Source organism: Mucilaginibacter sp. OK268, from assembly GCF_900103125.1.
GTDB lineage: Bacteria > Bacteroidota > Bacteroidia > Sphingobacteriales > Sphingobacteriaceae > Mucilaginibacter.
Genome location: NZ_FNJV01000008.1, coordinates 60,527 through 76,733, shown reverse-complemented (window position 1 = coordinate 76,733; position 16,207 = coordinate 60,527). Strand labels below are relative to the sequence as shown.

The 16,207-nt window shown below is 43.3% G+C and carries 16 protein-coding genes and 1 tRNA gene; 4 read left to right on the top strand and 13 right to left on the bottom strand.

Annotated features, from left to right (window positions below; genetic code table 11):
• Positions 1 to 188: 188 nt before the first annotated feature.
• From abc-f to BLR84_RS22070, 3 genes are all read right to left on the bottom strand, one after another.
• The gene (gene abc-f, locus BLR84_RS22080; RefSeq protein ID WP_090472432.1) at positions 189 to 2,114 is read right to left on the bottom strand and encodes a ribosomal protection-like ABC-F family protein; all 1,926 of its coding nucleotides are present in this window, start codon (positions 2,112 to 2,114) and stop codon (positions 189 to 191) included.
• A 162-nt stretch (positions 2,115 to 2,276) separates the two neighbouring features.
• Entirely contained in the window at positions 2,277 to 3,041 is a 765-nt protein-coding gene (gene map / locus BLR84_RS22075; protein WP_090472431.1) for a type I methionyl aminopeptidase, read from the bottom strand.
• A 123-nt stretch (positions 3,042 to 3,164) separates the two neighbouring features.
• Positions 3,165 to 3,950, bottom strand: coding sequence for an SGNH/GDSL hydrolase family protein (locus tag BLR84_RS22070; RefSeq protein ID WP_090472430.1), 786 nt, complete (start codon positions 3,948 to 3,950; stop codon positions 3,165 to 3,167).
• A 322-nt stretch (positions 3,951 to 4,272) separates the two neighbouring features.
• Between BLR84_RS22070 and BLR84_RS22065 the strand changes: the two genes are divergently transcribed.
• Positions 4,273 to 5,316 carry a quinone-dependent dihydroorotate dehydrogenase gene (locus tag BLR84_RS22065; protein WP_090472429.1) on the top strand — a complete coding sequence of 348 codons (1,044 nt, stop codon included), beginning with the start codon at positions 4,273 to 4,275 and terminating at the stop codon, positions 5,314 to 5,316.
• Between the two features lie 297 nt (positions 5,317 to 5,613).
• Here the strand turns inward: BLR84_RS22065 and BLR84_RS22060 are convergent, their stop codons facing one another.
• From BLR84_RS22060 to BLR84_RS22050, 3 genes are all read right to left on the bottom strand, one after another.
• On the bottom strand, positions 5,614 to 5,793 hold the full coding sequence (locus tag BLR84_RS22060; protein WP_076377203.1) for a spore protein: 180 nt from the start codon (positions 5,791 to 5,793) through the stop codon (positions 5,614 to 5,616).
• A gap of 33 nt (positions 5,794 to 5,826) precedes the next feature.
• Positions 5,827 to 5,897 (bottom strand) — tRNA-Cys (locus tag BLR84_RS22055).
• Between the two features lie 50 nt (positions 5,898 to 5,947).
• Positions 5,948 to 6,697 (bottom strand): TrmH family RNA methyltransferase, encoded by a 750-nt coding sequence (locus tag BLR84_RS22050; RefSeq protein WP_090472428.1) that lies wholly within the window; start codon positions 6,695 to 6,697, stop codon positions 5,948 to 5,950.
• Between BLR84_RS22050 and BLR84_RS22045 the strand changes: the two genes are divergently transcribed.
• Complete coding sequence (locus BLR84_RS22045) at positions 6,688 to 9,060, top strand: translocation and assembly module lipoprotein TamL (RefSeq protein WP_143013970.1); 2,373 nt, start codon at positions 6,688 to 6,690, stop codon at positions 9,058 to 9,060. The genes BLR84_RS22050 and BLR84_RS22045 overlap by 10 nt on opposite strands.
• A 290-nt stretch (positions 9,061 to 9,350) precedes the next feature.
• Here the strand turns inward: BLR84_RS22045 and BLR84_RS22040 are convergent, their stop codons facing one another.
• Both BLR84_RS22040 and BLR84_RS22035 read right to left on the bottom strand, forming a co-directional pair.
• A complete protein-coding gene (locus tag BLR84_RS22040) occupies positions 9,351 to 9,884 on the bottom strand; it encodes a hypothetical protein (protein ID WP_090472426.1) in 534 nt (177 codons plus the stop codon).
• A 66-nt stretch (positions 9,885 to 9,950) separates the two neighbouring features.
• Positions 9,951 to 10,445 (bottom strand): TspO/MBR family protein, encoded by a 495-nt coding sequence (locus tag BLR84_RS22035; RefSeq protein WP_090472425.1) that lies wholly within the window; start codon positions 10,443 to 10,445, stop codon positions 9,951 to 9,953.
• A gap of 118 nt (positions 10,446 to 10,563) precedes the next feature.
• On the opposite strand from BLR84_RS22035, the gene BLR84_RS22030 reads away from it, so the two are divergent.
• Positions 10,564 to 10,929 carry a cupin domain-containing protein gene (locus BLR84_RS22030; RefSeq protein ID WP_090472424.1) on the top strand — a complete coding sequence of 122 codons (366 nt, stop codon included), beginning with the start codon at positions 10,564 to 10,566 and terminating at the stop codon, positions 10,927 to 10,929.
• An 80-nt stretch (positions 10,930 to 11,009) separates the two neighbouring features.
• On the opposite strand, the gene BLR84_RS22025 is transcribed toward BLR84_RS22030, so the two are convergent.
• The gene (locus BLR84_RS22025; protein WP_143013969.1) at positions 11,010 to 11,411 is read right to left on the bottom strand and encodes a hypothetical protein; all 402 of its coding nucleotides are present in this window, start codon (positions 11,409 to 11,411) and stop codon (positions 11,010 to 11,012) included.
• Positions 11,412 to 11,547: 136 nt separating this feature from the next.
• On the opposite strand from BLR84_RS22025, the gene purU reads away from it, so the two are divergent.
• Entirely contained in the window at positions 11,548 to 12,372 is an 825-nt protein-coding gene (gene purU / locus BLR84_RS22020) for a formyltetrahydrofolate deformylase (RefSeq protein WP_090472422.1), read from the top strand.
• A gap of 280 nt (positions 12,373 to 12,652) precedes the next feature.
• Here the strand turns inward: purU and BLR84_RS22015 are convergent, their stop codons facing one another.
• From BLR84_RS22015 to BLR84_RS22000, 4 genes are all read right to left on the bottom strand, one after another.
• A complete protein-coding gene (locus BLR84_RS22015) occupies positions 12,653 to 14,113 on the bottom strand; it encodes a glycoside hydrolase family 30 protein (protein ID WP_090472651.1) in 1,461 nt (486 codons plus the stop codon).
• A gap of 444 nt (positions 14,114 to 14,557) precedes the next feature.
• Entirely contained in the window at positions 14,558 to 14,944 is a 387-nt protein-coding gene (locus tag BLR84_RS22010) for a chorismate mutase (protein WP_090472421.1), read from the bottom strand.
• Between the two features lie 282 nt (positions 14,945 to 15,226).
• Positions 15,227 to 15,589 (bottom strand): hypothetical protein, encoded by a 363-nt coding sequence (locus BLR84_RS22005; protein ID WP_090472420.1) that lies wholly within the window; start codon positions 15,587 to 15,589, stop codon positions 15,227 to 15,229.
• An 11-nt stretch (positions 15,590 to 15,600) separates the two neighbouring features.
• Positions 15,601 to 16,206, bottom strand: coding sequence for a DUF998 domain-containing protein (locus BLR84_RS22000; RefSeq protein ID WP_090472419.1), 606 nt, complete (start codon positions 16,204 to 16,206; stop codon positions 15,601 to 15,603).
• Between the last annotated feature and the right edge of the window lies 1 nt (position 16,207).

The following is a 16,207-nucleotide window of genomic DNA, read 5'->3' as shown; positions in this document are numbered from 1 at the left end:
ATTGGTGAATTAGTGATTGTGGGTAAAGCAAGCCTTCCGAAGTTTTTAAAACTTCGGAAGGCTTTTTTATTTCACATGTCATTGCGAGCGTAGCGTGGCAATCTCCTCGCGTTCTTATGGTTAAGAATAGCTACGAGATTGCTTCGTCGTTCCTCCTCGCAATGACATGATTATTATATTTTCGGGGCTTACGCCTCCAGCTCGAGGATCTGCTCGGCCAGTGCTTCCCATTTTTGCTGAACCTGCTTTAGTTCGGCTTGTTTTTGGGAATAGCTCGCGTTGGTATCTTTTAATTTGTTGTTATCGGTATAAATTTTATCATCGGCCAATTGGGCTTCCAGTTGCTTTACTGTTTTTTCCAGGTCGGCAATCTGTTCTTCCATTTTGGCGAGGTCCTGGTTTAGCTTTTTAAGCTGCTGGTGTTTGTTTTCGCTTTGTGGCTGTTGTTTAACCGGTTCAGGTTTTTTCTCTTCCTTTTTAGGCTGAGGTGCAGGGATGGCCGCTTTGGGCTCCAGTTTGCGTTTAGCTGCCCACTCATCGTATTCGGCATAAGTACCCGGGTAAATTTTGATCTTCTGATCTTCAATAAACCAGATCTTATTGGCCACATTATCCAGGAAAAACCTGTCGTGCGATACCACGATGAACGTACCTTCATATTGATCCAGCGCCTGGATCAGGATATTTACCGATTGCATATCCAGGTGGTTAGTGGGCTCATCCAGTACCAGGAAGTTGGCATCGGCAGTAAGCGCCTTGGCCAAAGCCACGCGTGATTTTTCACCTCCTGATAATACTTTGATCTTCTTGAACACATCATCGCCGGTAAACAGGAACGAACCTAAAATGGTACGTAATTCCGTATCGGTATGTTTTGGAGCAAAAGCTTGTAATTCCTGTAATATCTGGTTTTCCAGGTGAAGGGATTCCAGCTGGTGCTGGGCAAAAAATGTAGTGCTTACGTTATGCCCGGTAGTTACTTTACCTTTATAATCATGATCTGCCGAAGCGATGATGCGTAACAGGGTCGATTTACCTTTACCGTTAGCACCGATCAGGGCAATTTTATCGCCTTTTTCAATTACAGCCTCGCCGCCGTTCAAAATATCAATAGCCGGGTATTTTTTAACAATATCCTCTAAAGTTATTACGTGTCTGCCCGATTGTTTGGAGAAACGGAAGGCGAAGTTAACCGTTGGGTTATCATCATCTACATCATCTACACGCTCCATTTTATCCAACATTTTGATACGCGACTGCGCCATTTTTGCTTTGGACGCCTTGGCACGGAAACGTTCGATCAAACGCTCTTCCTGTTTTATTTTTGATTGCTGGTTTTTGAACTCACCGCGCTGAATTTCTTCGCGCTGAGCTTTCTCTTCCAGGTAAAAAGTATAGTTACCCGCGTAAACGGTGAGTTTGCCCTTACGCGATTCTACCGTACGGTTGATCACCTTATCCAGGAACCATCTATCGTGCGATACAATGATGATGGCGCCGTTAAATGCTTTCAGATAATCTTCCAACCATTGGATAGATGGTAAGTCCAGGTGGTTGGTAGGCTCATCCAGCAACAGGATATCAGGAGCTTGTAATAATATTTTGGCCAGCATAACCCGCATGCGCCATCCACCCGAAAAGGTGTTAAGTTTACGTGCGCAATCGCTGTCGCTAAAACCCAAACCGGCTAAAATTTCGCGTGCCTTGTATTCAATATTATAACCATCAAGCAGTTCAAACTCGTGTTGTTTGTCGCTCAGCTTGTGTAAAAGATCTTCAGTATAATCGGTTTCCAGCTTTTTAAGCAGGTTCTCGATCTCGTCATGCAATTGGTTCTGGCGCTCAAAAGCCTCCATAGCCACATGCACAATAGTTTTATCTGAGGAGTATGACAGCAAATCCTGGTTCAAATAACCCATGGTAAGGTCCTTAGCCATTGATATGGTGCCCGATGTAGGTTTATAGTCGCCTACAATAATTTTCAGAAGGGTAGTTTTCCCGGTTCCATTGGCACCTATTAAACCAATTTTTTCACCGGGTTTTATATGCCAGTTGGCTTCATCGTAAAGGGCCCGCGCACCAATCTCAAACGTAAGGTTATTTATAGCAATCATTTGCGCGCAAAGATACGATTTTTGAGGTGAAAGCGGAAGGCTGAAAGCTAAAGGCTTAAAGAGTAATACCGAACATCGAATTTTGAATTTCGAATGACGAAACCGGAGGTGTAAATGGTACACACAATTCAATATCATCAGTAAAAAATATGGAGCAGAAAATTAATCCCAGATACCGTTCTGCGCTGTAAATATTACGGGCTCGCCGCCGGTTACCATAATGGTATGCTCATGCTGTGCAACAAAACCACCTTTGTTACCGGTTAGTGTCCAGCCATCGGCTTGCGTATTGGCAATAGTAGATTGTGTGGAAATGAATGTCTCTATCGCTACCACCGAATTCTTTTTGAAACGGCTGGTGTTATACCTGTCGTTATAGTTGGCTATTTCGTGTGGTTCTTCGTGCAAGCTGCGACCGATACCGTGCCCGGTCAGGTTTTTTATCACCGTATAGCCAGCTTTTTTGGCTTCGGTTTCGATCAACCTGCCGATCTCCGAAATTCTGACACCACCTTTAATGTTGCTGATCGCCTTCCTCAATATCTCTTTCGATGCTTGTATCAGCTTGCCATGGCCGTGGATATCTTCGCCCAATACAAATGAGCCGCCATTATCGGCCCAATAGCCATTCAATTCTGCCGATACATCAATATTTACCAGGTCGCCTTCTTTCAGGATCTTATCCGCTGCTGGTATACCGTGCGCAGCTTCCTCATTAATGCTGATACATGTATATCCAGGGAAACCATAGGTTAACATAGGTGCAGAATGTGCGCCCATCTGTGCCAGCAATTCGCCGCCGTATTCATCAAGTTCCTTTGTTGAAATGCCTGGTTTGGCAAACTCCCGCATCTTTCTAAGCGTTATGGCAACAGCATCGCTTGCCTGCTGTATTCCAATTCTTTCGTCTTCGGTAGTTATAGACATTTTTAATGTTTTTATCTGTGGCAAAATTAACCATTTTTACAGTTAGCACTGTTTATTAAGCGTCAGTTTATGTTCTTGACAACTATGTTCCAGTTGGAAAATATCCACCTAATCACTCACCACTCAAGCCCCCACTGCTTTAAGCCATGTTTGTGCCATGAGTGCTTCGCCGGGTACGCTGGGGTGTACGCCGTCCATGCTCCAGTAGGGTGCAGGGGCTATTTCCAGCGCTTTATCAAACGCGGCCTGGTAGGGTACAAAAACGGTTCCGAACTCAGTAGCAATATCACGTGCGGCCTTGCGGAATAAGTCAAACGTTGGGTACCATTTATCGTCGACAGCCCGTACGCCTTTGGTGGCAAAGGGTTCGCATAGCACCAGTTTAATATCGGGCAGCGTTTGTTTGGTAAGCGTAAGCAGTTTTTTATAGTCGGCGATGTAAGTATCAATAGTGCCGGTATAGCCGCCGGTAAGGGTATGCCAAAAATCATTTACACCAATGTGGATACTCAGTATATTGGGTTTCAGGTCCAGGCAATCGCTGGTCCAGCGCTCGGCCAGTTGATAAACTTTATTGCCACTGATGCCTTTGTTGTATATTTTGAGGTCTTTGCTGGCATGATCAATCAATAGTTTCGACGCGGTGATCAGGGTATAGCCTGAGCCTAAGGCGCCGGTGGTATTGGGTTCTGTTTTTTTATGATCGCGGCCCCAATCGGTAATGGAATCACCTTGGAATAATATCACATCGCCGGTATTGAATTTTAATTTAGGCGCGTTTTTTTCGGAAGCTAACGCGGCCGATACAATTTGTGGAATACCCACCGAGGCTATAGAACCCACGGCAGCTGTTTTAAGAAAATTACGACGACCCTGTTTAAAAGTATCTCTTAATTCTTTTCTGGTCATTTAGATTTATTTTAGGCATAACTGATTTTCGAAAATACAGATTTGCGATGTTTTTTGAAAGATATAAATTATTGCCGCGAGTTTAGCGCAGCGTAAAACAACTTATCCCGGTAGAGTTCTCCCCACGCGTCATTGCGAGGAACGAAGCAATCTCTATGCTATACAGGGCGAACTTGCCTATCGGGGATTGCTTCGTTCCTCGCAATGACGCGTTTATTAATATTGCTGCGCTAAACTCGCGGCAGTGATTCATCATCAGCCCAAATCAAAAATTCCTAAAATTCTGGTTTACACACATAAAGGAATGTGCTAACTTCGCGGCATGTATTTTTTATTAAAACCCATCCTGTTCCAGTTCGATCCCGAAAAAGTACATTATTTTGTAACCCGTAACTTAAAACGGTTCAATCGTTTTCCGGGTGGTGCTGCTTTGAGCAGGGCTATTTGGGATGTCAACAACCCCCGATTGGAAAAAGAGGTGTTTGGTCTTAGGTTTAAAAATCCGGTAGGACTGGCAGCTGGTTTTGATAAAAATGCCGAGCTCATAGGCGAAATGGCTAACATCGGTTTTGGTTTTGTGGAGATAGGTACCGTTACCCCGCTGCCGCAACCCGGCAACCCTAAAACACGGATGTTCCGCTTACCATCTGATAGCGCACTTATTAACCGCATGGGTTTTAACAACTTTGGTGTTGATGTAGCGGCAGAGCGTATAGCCACCTTTCGCAGAAACGCTAAAGGGGCGCAGAAAAGCCTGATCGTTGGCGGTAACATCGGCAAAAACAAGGTTACCCCTAACGAAGAAGCCGTTAACGATTATATCAAGTGCTTTGACCGCCTGTTTGATGTGGTTGATTATTTTGTGGTGAACGTAAGCTCGCCCAATACACCTGGTTTGCGCGAATTGCAGGAAAAGGAACCGCTGATGCACCTGCTGAATACCCTGCAGCAGCGCAATTCAAAAAACGGCATCAGCAGGCCGATCCTCCTGAAAATAGCCCCCGATCTGACCGATTCACAACTGGATGATATTGTTGATATTGTACAACAAACCGGCATAGCGGGTATTATTGCTACCAATACCACCATTAGTCGCGAAAACTTAACGGCTGCCGAAAGTTTAAAGAATGAAGCCGGCGGATTGAGCGGTAAACCTCTCACCAAACGTTCTACGGAAGTGATTAGGTACCTGCACCAGAAATCAAAGGGATCGTTCCCCATCATTGGTGTAGGCGGCATACATTCTGCTGACGACGCGGTGGAAAAATTACAGGCCGGCGCATCGCTGGTTCAGCTGTATACAGGCTTTATTTATGAAGGGCCAGGATTGATTGGCAGGATCAATAAGAAGCTGCTGACTATTTAATTAAAGATTTTTCTTCCGTAGAGACACATATTTGTGTCTCTTTTTGTTGAGGTTTAATTCTCATTATTTTTGATCTGTGTACGAGAGACGCAAATATGGGCCTCTACAGAAAATAAAAGGGGCTGTAACCCTGAGCCTGTCGAACGATGTGCGCAGAGGCCTGCCCACCATGCTTCGACGGAGCTCAGCATGACACCCTCCTGGATTTCATCCATAAAAAAATCCTGCCGGTTTCTGAAACCAGCAGGATTTATAAGATCTTTTCAAGCACCATTAAGCGCTTAAAAACAGAAAAAATTATTTCGCAGCAGCGATAGCTTTTGCTAAAACTTCGTTGTTTTTAGCGATCTGGCTGTGTTTTGACTCAGCAGAACGGCTTCCGTACTCCAGGTTAGTAGCCAGTTTCAAAAACTGAACTTCTAAACGTGAAGTGGTTTTGTTTTTTCTATCTTTTCTTTTTAAACGAGTAACGCCCATGGTGTTGATATTTTAAATTTTTTTAAACCCTTGAGGTCGGGAGCGGATTCGAACCGCTGTAAAAGGTTTTGCAGACCTCTGCCTAGCCACTCGGCCACCCGACCATTTTTTAAGGACTGCAAAAATAGTAATTTATTTTTTGGAAAGCCAACATTTATTTCATTGAATTTCTTTTTATCTCTGAACAGAGTATCGCGGTAGCAATAGCCACGTTCAATGATTCGGCATTTCCGGCCCTGGGGATGGTTACGGCGCTGGTTATCAATTGCTCAACCGGGGCGCTTATACCGTTCCCTTCGTTGCCCATCACCAGCAGGCCTTCGGTACCAAAATGGGTGTTATACATATTTTCACCATTGAGCATAGCGCCAAATATGGGGAGTTTGATCTGCGGCAGCACGGTTAACAGATCGGCATAATGTACGTTGACACGTGCCAGCGAACCCATGGTAGCCTGTACTACTTTGGGATTGTACACATCAACGGTATCTTCAGAGCAAATGATATCCTGTATCCCAAACCAGTCGGCAGTGCGGATGATGGTGCCCATATTGCCCGGGTCCTGCACGCTATCCAGTACCAGCGAAAACTTTTTTTCGAGCGCTTTATAATTTAATACCGGCCATATTGGTATCTTGACCAAACCAATTACCTCTTGCGGTGTTTTCAGTGAGCTGATTTTTTGGACTTCATTTAATGAAATTTCCTGAAAGTTTATTTTTCGGGATAAATTCAGCAATTTTGGAGCAATTGCAGGGGTATGGTATATGGTATCAACCTGGTAAGCAGAGTTTATAAATTCCGTAACTGATTTGTAACCCTCAACCATAAATAAACCATGTTCCCTGCGAAACTTTTTATGTTGTAAGGATGATAATAAACTGATTTGTGATTTTGAAAGCATATATAAACCCTGCTGTTTTCCGCCTTACAATATTAAGTATTTTGCTGCTCATTATCGGATCGGGCTGCAGTAGTACCCGTGGTTTGAAAAAAGACCAGGTAATAGTACGCAAAATTACTATTAAAGGCATCGATAAGGAATTTGCCGAAACCGCTGTAAATTATGTAGATAAAGAACAGCAGCCCAATAACTGGCTCAACCTGCAATTTTATTACACCTTCAGTAAAAACGGCAAACGCAATTTTGGCGAGGCACCATCCATTCTGGACAGTAACCTGGTTGAATATTCCCGTTTCCAGATAGAAAAATATATCCAGAACCGTGGCTACCTCAAAGCCAAAGTAAAAGACAGTATTGTTGTTAAAAAGCAAAGAGCCGAGTTGGTTTTTACCGCACAGGAGGGCCCCATGTTCCGGATCCGTAAGGTAACGGATAGTATTGCCGATAAAAACATTAAAAACTTATATAATGCCAACCGGAATAAAATATCCCATATTTCGCCAGGATCGCGCTTTGACACTGATAGCCTGGCTCATGACAGGGATGAACTTTACGCGCTGATGAAACGGAATGGCTACTTTGATTTTTACAGGCAATATGTCAGTTTTGATTACGACTCCACCTTTAATAATAGCGTAGTTGATGTTAAAATGATCATTGATAACCCGGCGGGTAAAAAAGAGCACCCGGTTTATACCATCAATAATACGCTCATCACCATTTCGCGGAGTAGTGGGCGCACATCCGGTAAAGCGGATACTCTGCAGGTTGATTCGCAGTTCAGATTTGTTGATTTCTCGGGCCGCTTTAAGCCACGGGTGGTAAAAGATTATACCTTTCAGCGTAAAGGGGATCTTTATAATATAGATAATCAGACATTGACCACCACCAGGCTTTCGGAATTAAACGTGTTTCGCAATGTGCCCAATCCCACTTACGTAAAACTGGCCGATAGTTCCAATCGGCTCAATACCCAAATTGATATAGTGCCGCTCAAAAAAATGTCAGACAGGGTGGAGGGCGAGGTGTTGTTTAGCGGCGGGCGCTTTGGTTATAACATAGGTAACACTTTTACCAACCGTAACCTGTTTAAACAAGCGGCTATATTACAAGTAAAATTAAACTGGAGTATTTTATTTGATAACGGGCACAGTATCCAGAACCAGGAACTAAGAGCAGGGGTTAACTTGGTTTACCCTCGTATTTTAACACCATTTGGTTTTCCGTTGTTAGGTAAATTCGGCGTGCCGCATACTACCTTTTCGAGCAATTATTCGCTGTTTTTTCAAAAAGACCTGGTTAGGCGCGAAAGCTTTATTAACTCCATTACTTATGACTTTTTTGAAACCGGTCGTAAGCAACATACCATTACACCTATCAGTATTGAGTTTTCACGGGGCGTGCTTGATCCGGCTGCCAGGGATACGTTGATTAAACAAAACAGACTCGCCTATGTAAAGTTAATTGGCCGTACCACATTTACAACAGGCAGCCAGTACACTTTTCAATATAATGCCCTTGAGTTAAACTCTTATAAAAACTTTACGTATTTCCGCGGCAGTTTAGATATTGGAGGTAATTTTCTGAGCCTGGCGAGCAGCGTGTTTAACGCGCCAAGAGACGCGGATAATGAGCGCAAAATTTTTGGTTATGCTTTTTCACAATACGCCAAAACCGAACTTGACCTTCGTATTTACAAAACACTGGGCGGAGAGCGGCAGTTTGTATTCCGGATCAATCCAGGTATTGGTATCCCCTATGGTAACAGTAACCAGCTGATATTTGAAAAAAACTTTTATACCGGTGGTGCCAATGATATCCGTGCCTGGTTGCCCCGTACACTGGGGCCTGGGCAATTTAACCGCGGAACTTATTACGGAACCGATACCACTAATCGTACCCGGTTAAAATATCTCGACCAGTTTGGCGAAATCAAAATAATTGGCAATGCCGAATACCGGTACACACTGGCTAATAACTTTTGGGGAGCCAAACTAAAGGGGGCCGTATTTATAGATGCCGGTAACGTATGGCGCCTGGGTAAGAAGACCGAAAATCCGGGCGGCGAATTCAGATTTGATAACCTGTTGCAGTCAACAGCAGTGGGTATAGGTACAGGTTTACGGTTTGATCTTGGTTTCTTTATCTTCCGGCTCGACGCGGCATTTAAATTTAAAGATCCACAGTTTAACGGCTCAGATCAATGGGTGCTCATCAAACACTTTGGCGAACTATTTAAGTCGGGTGAATTTAAGGAAGCATACCTTAAGGCCAATAGCACCGGCACCGATGGTCATGGCAAAATACTCGGCGACAGCTACAACTTTATGCAGCTGAACTTTGGTATAGGGCTACCTTTTTAATTGTTGAATTATTGAGTTAGTGAATGAGCTAATTAACACTTTGTCTTCCTGGGTTATAAAATCGTTGACCTCTGAAGGTACAATGAGGTTTTAAAGGATAAACAGGGTGTCATGGTGAGCCCGTCGAACCATGGTGGGCAGGCCTCTGCGCACGAGTCTTCGACAAGCTCAGACTGACAGGCCTTTCTTTATGCGAAGGCTTCTACAACACGTCATGGATAGAAACAAAGGATCTATTCGCACGTCAAAACAGGCTTTAAGCTTTAAGCCTTCCGCTTTTAGCTTCCCACCTAAAACATTCCCTTGAGCCCGTCAATAATGCTTTCAAAAAAGGTGGGCATACTTAGGCCGTTGTGGTAGTTAAAATAGAGGAATATACAAAATATGATCACCGCTATAATAATAAATCGCTTAAACATATAAGCCAGCAGCACAAGAGCCAACGGAATGGCCACCAGTAAGACCCAGCTGATATGGAAGGGGCTTAGTTTACTGTCATGCTTATAAATGTAGTACAAAATAGCGTGGGTGCCACTGTCATTCATGTGTTTGGCATATAAAAAGGCGGAGCGGTCGAGCTTGTGGCGATAAAAGGCGGTCCCTTTTTCAAATTTCAACTGCTCCTGGAAACCGTTCATCACAAAGGTGAATATCCCGTTCACATCCTCCTGTATCACACCGGCGGTATCGGTAGCAACCACGGCAACCTCATCAACAGCAAAAGGGTTTTCTTTTACAACAAAATGATTGATGGCTATGGATTTTGCAAAGCCAAAACTATGAACAGCCGTAATAAGGCATAATAAAAGGAATATTTTCTTCATTATTTTAATTGGCCGGTTATGTTACCGTATAAAAATGTACGCAATAAAAATAGTGTTTTAAAGCGGTCAGTTCAAGAAATATATGCTTGCATTTAATACCCCAGCAAAACTTACCCAAAGCAGGTAAGGCCATAACAGCCATCCGGCCATTTTGTTGAACTTATTGAACCATTGTATGGTAAGTATAATGCTGATCCATAGCAGTATAATAACAATCAATGCGCCAAATACCTCATGAAGGCCAAAAAATACGATAGACCATGATCCATTTAAAAACAATTGTATAAAATAAATGGCCCGGGTTACTTTATACACCGGTTTGCGGCTCCGGTGTTTCCAGACCAGGTAGGCGGCAATAGCTATCAGTATGTACAGACCGATCCACACCGGGGCAAACACTTGGGGCGGAGGATTAAAGGATGGCTTTTTAAGGGTGCTGTACCAACCGGCTATTTGCGGTCTGGTAAAAAGCATGGCTACAAAACCAACAACCAGCGTGATCAGCAGGTTGATAACCAATGGAAAAAATTGAAATTTCCGAAGGGAGGCGGTTGAACTCATTTTTAATGAACCAATTAAACGCAGGTAAGTTTTAATTTACAATGCCATTATGTAGGCTTTACCGCTAAAATATTAAAATATCTTAGCTTAGCGGTCAGCGCCAATAGCGCTCAATAAAATGATCAAAGCATATAAACTATATACCGGGGCCGACGGTAATTCGCACATAGAAACAGGCAGTGTGGCCGAAGCTCAGTTTAACCAGGCGCAGTCTATCCGGTTCCAGGAATCGCCGCCACATTCATTCTTCGACTGGCATAACGCGCCAACCAACCAATACGTGATCACTCTGTTAGGTACATTGGAGTTTGAGACCCGTACAGGCGAAACTTTTATACTGAAACCAGGTGAAATACTGATAGCTACCGACACTACCGGCACAGCCCACAAATGGCGCCTGATCAATGACGAACCCTGGCGTCGAGTTTACGTAACGTTTGACCAGGAAAACCAGGTGAATTTTATACCGGATTTTGAGTCTTAAGTTCTAAGTCCGAAGTCTTGAGTCATAAGTCAAAAGAATCTCTTCTGTTCAACTTAAGACTTAGGACTTCGGACTCAAGACTATTTAATCCTCACGTAAGTATTGTTGTACCCATCGCTGATGGATATGTCATACAAAAACAGGGTGTCGTTTCTGATCAGTAAAGACTGGTCAAAGGAGTTGCCTGTTTTTAATACATCGATGGTGGAGTTGCCGTATTTGTAGTTCCGGACGATGGAAAATTTGCCCTGCATAGCCGCTGTGTCTTTCCTGAAAAAACGAAAAGTGCTATCGTCATTAAATTGGTATCGCTGGATAAAGCCGGTACTTTGCGGTGTTGTTGTAAAACCACCTATACCACCTACTGATTTAATCCAGCGCCATTGCCCCACAATAGAAGTTGATGCCGGGAGTTTGCCCTTATTGCAGGAGCTCGCGCTGCATAATGTGAGCGCTATGAGCATTAAAAGAAAATGTTTCATACTGTAAGGTTTATACCCTAAATTACGAAGATGACGGCCTAAATGATACATGCTGCTGATTTTAAAGCATATAATTGTTTGTATAAATGATACCTGTTTGTAAATTACGGGCAAATTCTTTTTGTACCCTGATACTATGATTATTGTTATTCAATGTAAAGATCAGGTTGGTTTGGTGGGCTCCATAGCCACTATACTGGCCAAACACCAGCTCAATATCGTTTCCATGCGTGAACATGTGGATAAGGCCGAAGATATTTTCTTTGTACGTCTGGAAATTGAGGATGGAGATACTGAGGGCTTGGAAGATACATTGAAAGGCGTATTACCTGCCGGCGCTATTATATCGGTAAACCCGATCCCGCATAAAAAAATAGTGGTTATGGTAACCAAAGAGTACCATTGCCTGGCCGATATACTGATACGTAATTATTTTAAAACCCTGGGCGCAACGGTGCAATGCGTAATTGGCAACCATGCCACCCTGCAGGATATTTGCGAACGTTTTGATATGCCTTTTTATCACCTTTCGCACGAGCAATATGGTCGGGAAGAGCTGGAGCAGCAAATGGCTGATGTGATACAACAGTATGCACCGGATTATATTGTGCTGGCCAAGTTCATGCGGATCTTGTCGCCCGCTTTTGTGGCCCGGTTCCCGATGCGTATCATTAATATACACCATTCGTTTTTGCCGGCATTTATTGGTGCCAATCCTTATAAACAGGCTTTTGAACGCGGTGTAAAGCTCATTGGTGCTACAGCCCATTTTGTATCTAATGAGTTGGACGAAGGCCCCATCATCGCGCAGCAGATCATCCCGGTAAATCATTCATTCACGGCGGCTACCATGGTTAAAGCAGGCCAGGAAATTGAAACGGCTGTATTGGCTAATGCCCTTAAATTGGTCATTGAAGATCGTGTTTTTGTTTATGGGAATAAAACGGTTGTTTTTGGGTAAGCAAAATGGTTGTCATGCTGAACTGCAAAACGTGGTGTCATGGTGAGCCCCGTCGAACCATGGTGTGCAGGCCTCTGCGCGCGAGTCTTCGACAAGCTCAGACTGACAGGCTTTTTTTAAGTTTTATAGTTTAATTTATTTTGGTTTAATAGAGAACCAGGAATAAGAAGAGCAATTAATACGGAACCAAACTTCCGCCTCTCCATCTGCCCATAAATGATAGTGGTGGATCATAAATGACCCACCACACCAGAGATATAGTTGATTAGTATAAGGCTTTTTATTCTACTACAAGCGTAGCGATGGAGTGCGGCAAGCTGGTTGTTTTAGCGGCTTTGCCTTTTATCCATAAACTGTATTCAATTTTTTCGTCGGTTTTATTCATTACCACTATGGTCAGTTTACCATCGGTATTCAGGTAGGCGGTGGTTAACAATTTATCCCTGCTGGCTACCGCACTTACACGTTTGGCGCCCGGGCGGATAAATTTAGAGAAGTGCCCCAGGTAATAGTATGAACTGGTGTAGATCAGGTTACCGGTTTGCGTATCGGCATGTATTGGCGCAAAGCAAAAGTTGCCTACGTGGTTTGGTCCGCCTTTTTCATCAAGCAAAACGTTCCAATCGGTCCAGGCTACGGTACCCGCATTAAAATCGTTGATCATGGATAGACCGTATCTTTCGCCCAGGGCCCAGTCGTTAATTTGGGCAAAATCAAATTTTTCGATACAACCTTCTGTAAAGATCAGGTTTTTATCGGGGAATGATTCATGCACGCGGCGGGTGCTTTCAAATTGCTGACCGGCGCCTGTCCAGGTCTCATACCAGTGGAAACCTACACCCCAGATGTATTTAGCAGCCTCAGGGTCCTCTAAAATGGTGCTGGCACGCTGATAAAGCAAATCGCGGTTATGATCCCAAACAATCAGTTTCTTTTCGGCTAAACCTTGTTTGTGTAGGGTTGGACCCAGGAAGTTCTTTACAAAATCGCGCTCTTCATCGGCGGTGAACATGCATGACTCCCAGCTTTGTTTAGCCATGGGTTCGTTCTGTACCGAAAGGCCCCATACCGGGATGCCTTCTTTTTCGTAAGCCTTTATAAATTTCACAAAGAGATTAGCCCAGCTTTGGTCAAACTCTGGTTTCAATTTACCACCGTGCAATACATCGTTATTGTCTTTCATAAAAGCCGGTGGGCTCCATGGCGAAACAAACAGGTTTAGCTTGCCGCCAGCCGCAGCCATAGCCGCTTTGATAAAAGGTATACGATAGGTTTTATCATGACTGATATCAAATGTTTTCAGGTCGGCATCACCTTCTTTTACGTAGCTGTAGCTCGCGCTCGAGAAATCGCAGCTTTGAATATTGGTACGGGCCATGGTATAACCAATGCCTTTGTCTTTATCGTAGTAGGCGGTTAAAAACTCTTTTTGTTTGTCTTTTGGCAACTTATAAAATACTTCGGCCGAGGCATCGGTTAAGGCGCCACCCACACCCAGCATAGTTTGAAATGTTTTAGCTGGATCAACAAAAACGGAAACCTCGGTTTCGCCGGGTTGTGGTTTATCAGTAAATTGAAGCGTTTCGGTTGGTGTAAGCTTATAGCCCGCTTCTTTTTCAGACACAATTACCTTTACCGATTTATTGTTGACAGAAAACGGAGCTGTACCCTGGGCATTTACAAAGCCAGCTTTTACAAGGCTGCCCGCGATAAAACAGGCAATTAAAAGTTTTTTCTTCATGGATTTATTTAATAGGATACCGGCTTTGAATAACGCTGAAAATGGACGTTTCCGGCAATCCAAATTTATTAAAGTTAATGAGAATAAAGCAAATAGACGGGTATAAATAATTGATTTATAATAACTTGGAATGAAATTGATACGGTTTAATACCAGACTTATTTAGCGGTAAAAAATCTCATAATCAGGCTGTTCCGTTCGAAGGGCTACACTCTGAATTAAATTTTGATGCGCTTAAATACAAATTTTGATTGTGATTAAATTAGATCCTTTTGACAGCGTAATAGCTTATCAATAGGCATGGAGGGCTGTCACCCTGAGCTCCGTCGAAGGGTCGAGCGCAGAGGCCTGCCCACCATGGTTCGACGTGGCTCACCATGACACCCGTGTTTGAACGAATATCTTTTGATATCTTGACAGGGCGATCACATGTATTTGAATCAATTACTTTTGAGCCTTGATCTCTTCCTCTATTCGCAAGCTTTCTTTGTGGATAGCGTTCATCAGTTCGGTTACAAAAGTTTCAGATAAACCTTCTTTTTTACCGGCCTCGATGCTTTTTTCGATCACTTGTTTAAAGCGATCTGCTTGCAATGCGGGGATATTGTTTTGGGCTTTGTAAACGCCAATTTCTTTTACCACCCTTTCGCGTTCGCCCAGTAAAGCTATGAGTGCCTTATCAAGCGAATCAATTTTTTTACGGCTTACCTGCAGGGTTTGCTCGTTGCCTTTGGAAGTTTTCATTGCTGCTGTTTGTGCGCTAACTAAACTATAACTAAAAAGGGATACTAATAACAAGCCAAACACGCGGCTGTACAATTTTATTTTCATGCTTTTTTAACCAATAAACCTATAAATTATTGCAAGTGTTTTCAATTAAACAAAAAAAGTCAGGGCATTCACAGTGAAAAATTATTGTGCTCTTTAATTGACCAAAGGGAGAAGAATTTAAAAAGCAGACGTCATGCCGAATTTATTTCGGCATCCCATTAGCAGGTAGGCACAGGACAGGTCTGCAATAGACAAATCACAGATCTGGCAGGCGTGAATATCCTGTGGGATGCCGAAATAAATTCGGCATGACGTGCTGTGTTTTTTTATCAGCGGTTTATTTTACCGGCCATCGGCGTTGTGGCCGTGTTTAATCATGTCTTTAACCGCTTGGGCTAAAAACGCCTTATCGCCATCATTAAGCATAGTTTGTTTCCCCCCATCGTTTAGCTCGTAAGTGATCTTGCCGTTGTAATCACTCTCGGCAATTAACTGTTTATCGTCCCGCGAGTATTTTACATATCCGTTTGGCGAAATACTTTTAATGCCTGTACCATCCGGCGTAAAATAGGTTTGCCCTACGTATTCTATTTTTACAGTAGTACCATTTCCATTCTCCATGATGGTGGTATGTCTTTTTCCGAATCTGCAGGCGGTTACCGATAAAAGGATACCGATAGTCGCGATTAATTGTAGTTTTTTCATGATATAAATTTTTAGTGATTTAAAAGTTGTTGATTTTCCTGTAATGAAACGAGCCTGATGAGCCCTATGCTTAAACCAATGAACCAGGCAGACCAGCCCAAATGCACAAACCGTTGAATAAGGCCCGGATATGTATTTTGAATAAATGGCACAAAACGTAAAAATATAAGCAGCATCAACACCAGGCTAAATAGAGAAGTTATCCTGACCGATACCAGTTCCCGCTTTCCCCGCCATAAAATGGCCACCAGCAAGGTGCCCAGGTATAATAATATAAAAACGGGGCCCGAAGCCGAATGCAGATGATTGCCTGCATGAAACATGGCGGCCCAACCCATCATAAAAGTGAATGCAGGCAGCGTAAATACCGGGATGATGTTAAGCCCTAATTGTTTGCAGGCGCCATAAACACCCATCATAAAAAACATACTTAAAATGGCGCTGAACATAGTGAGGGTAGCCATTAAAGGTTCAGACCGGGTACCGGTGGCGCCAAGTTCACTGACGGTGCCGCTCAGGTGGTTATAATTGCCATGAATAAAACCGCATAAGATGGTTGATGCCCAAAAAACTATGGGGATAATGATGCCGGTGTATAGTAACATTTTGATGTTCATG

Excerpts from the sequence above, each read along its gene's own strand:
- BLR84_RS22005 (WP_090472420.1), bottom strand. The coding sequence starts at position 15,589 with ATGAAAAAACTACAATTAATCGCGACTATCGGTATCCTTTTATCGGTA.
- BLR84_RS22060 (WP_076377203.1), bottom strand. The coding sequence starts at position 5,793 with ATGGGCGTTACTCGTTTAAAAAGAAAAGATAGAAAAAACAAAACCACT.
- map (WP_090472431.1), bottom strand. The coding sequence starts at position 3,041 with ATGTCTATAACTACCGAAGACGAAAGAATTGGAATACAGCAGGCAAGC.
- BLR84_RS22035 (WP_090472425.1), bottom strand. The coding sequence starts at position 10,445 with ATGAGTTCAACCGCCTCCCTTCGGAAATTTCAATTTTTTCCATTGGTT.
- BLR84_RS22025 (WP_143013969.1), bottom strand. The coding sequence starts at position 11,411 with ATGAAACATTTTCTTTTAATGCTCATAGCGCTCACATTATGCAGCGCG.
- BLR84_RS22015 (WP_090472651.1), bottom strand. The coding sequence starts at position 14,113 with ATGAAGAAAAAACTTTTAATTGCCTGTTTTATCGCGGGCAGCCTTGTA.
- BLR84_RS22065 (WP_090472429.1), top strand. The coding sequence starts at position 4,273 with ATGTATTTTTTATTAAAACCCATCCTGTTCCAGTTCGATCCCGAAAAA.
- BLR84_RS22000 (WP_090472419.1), bottom strand. The coding sequence starts at position 16,206 with ATGAACATCAAAATGTTACTATACACCGGCATCATTATCCCCATAGTT.
- purU (WP_090472422.1), top strand. The coding sequence starts at position 11,548 with ATGATTATTGTTATTCAATGTAAAGATCAGGTTGGTTTGGTGGGCTCC.
- BLR84_RS22010 (WP_090472421.1), bottom strand. The coding sequence starts at position 14,944 with ATGAAAATAAAATTGTACAGCCGCGTGTTTGGCTTGTTATTAGTATCC.
- abc-f (WP_090472432.1), bottom strand. The coding sequence starts at position 2,114 with ATGATTGCTATAAATAACCTTACGTTTGAGATTGGTGCGCGGGCCCTT.
- BLR84_RS22040 (WP_090472426.1), bottom strand. The coding sequence starts at position 9,884 with ATGAAGAAAATATTCCTTTTATTATGCCTTATTACGGCTGTTCATAGT.
- BLR84_RS22050 (WP_090472428.1), bottom strand. The coding sequence starts at position 6,697 with ATGCTTTCAAAATCACAAATCAGTTTATTATCATCCTTACAACATAAA.
- BLR84_RS22070 (WP_090472430.1), bottom strand. The coding sequence starts at position 3,950 with ATGACCAGAAAAGAATTAAGAGATACTTTTAAACAGGGTCGTCGTAAT.
- BLR84_RS22030 (WP_090472424.1), top strand. The coding sequence starts at position 10,564 with ATGATCAAAGCATATAAACTATATACCGGGGCCGACGGTAATTCGCAC.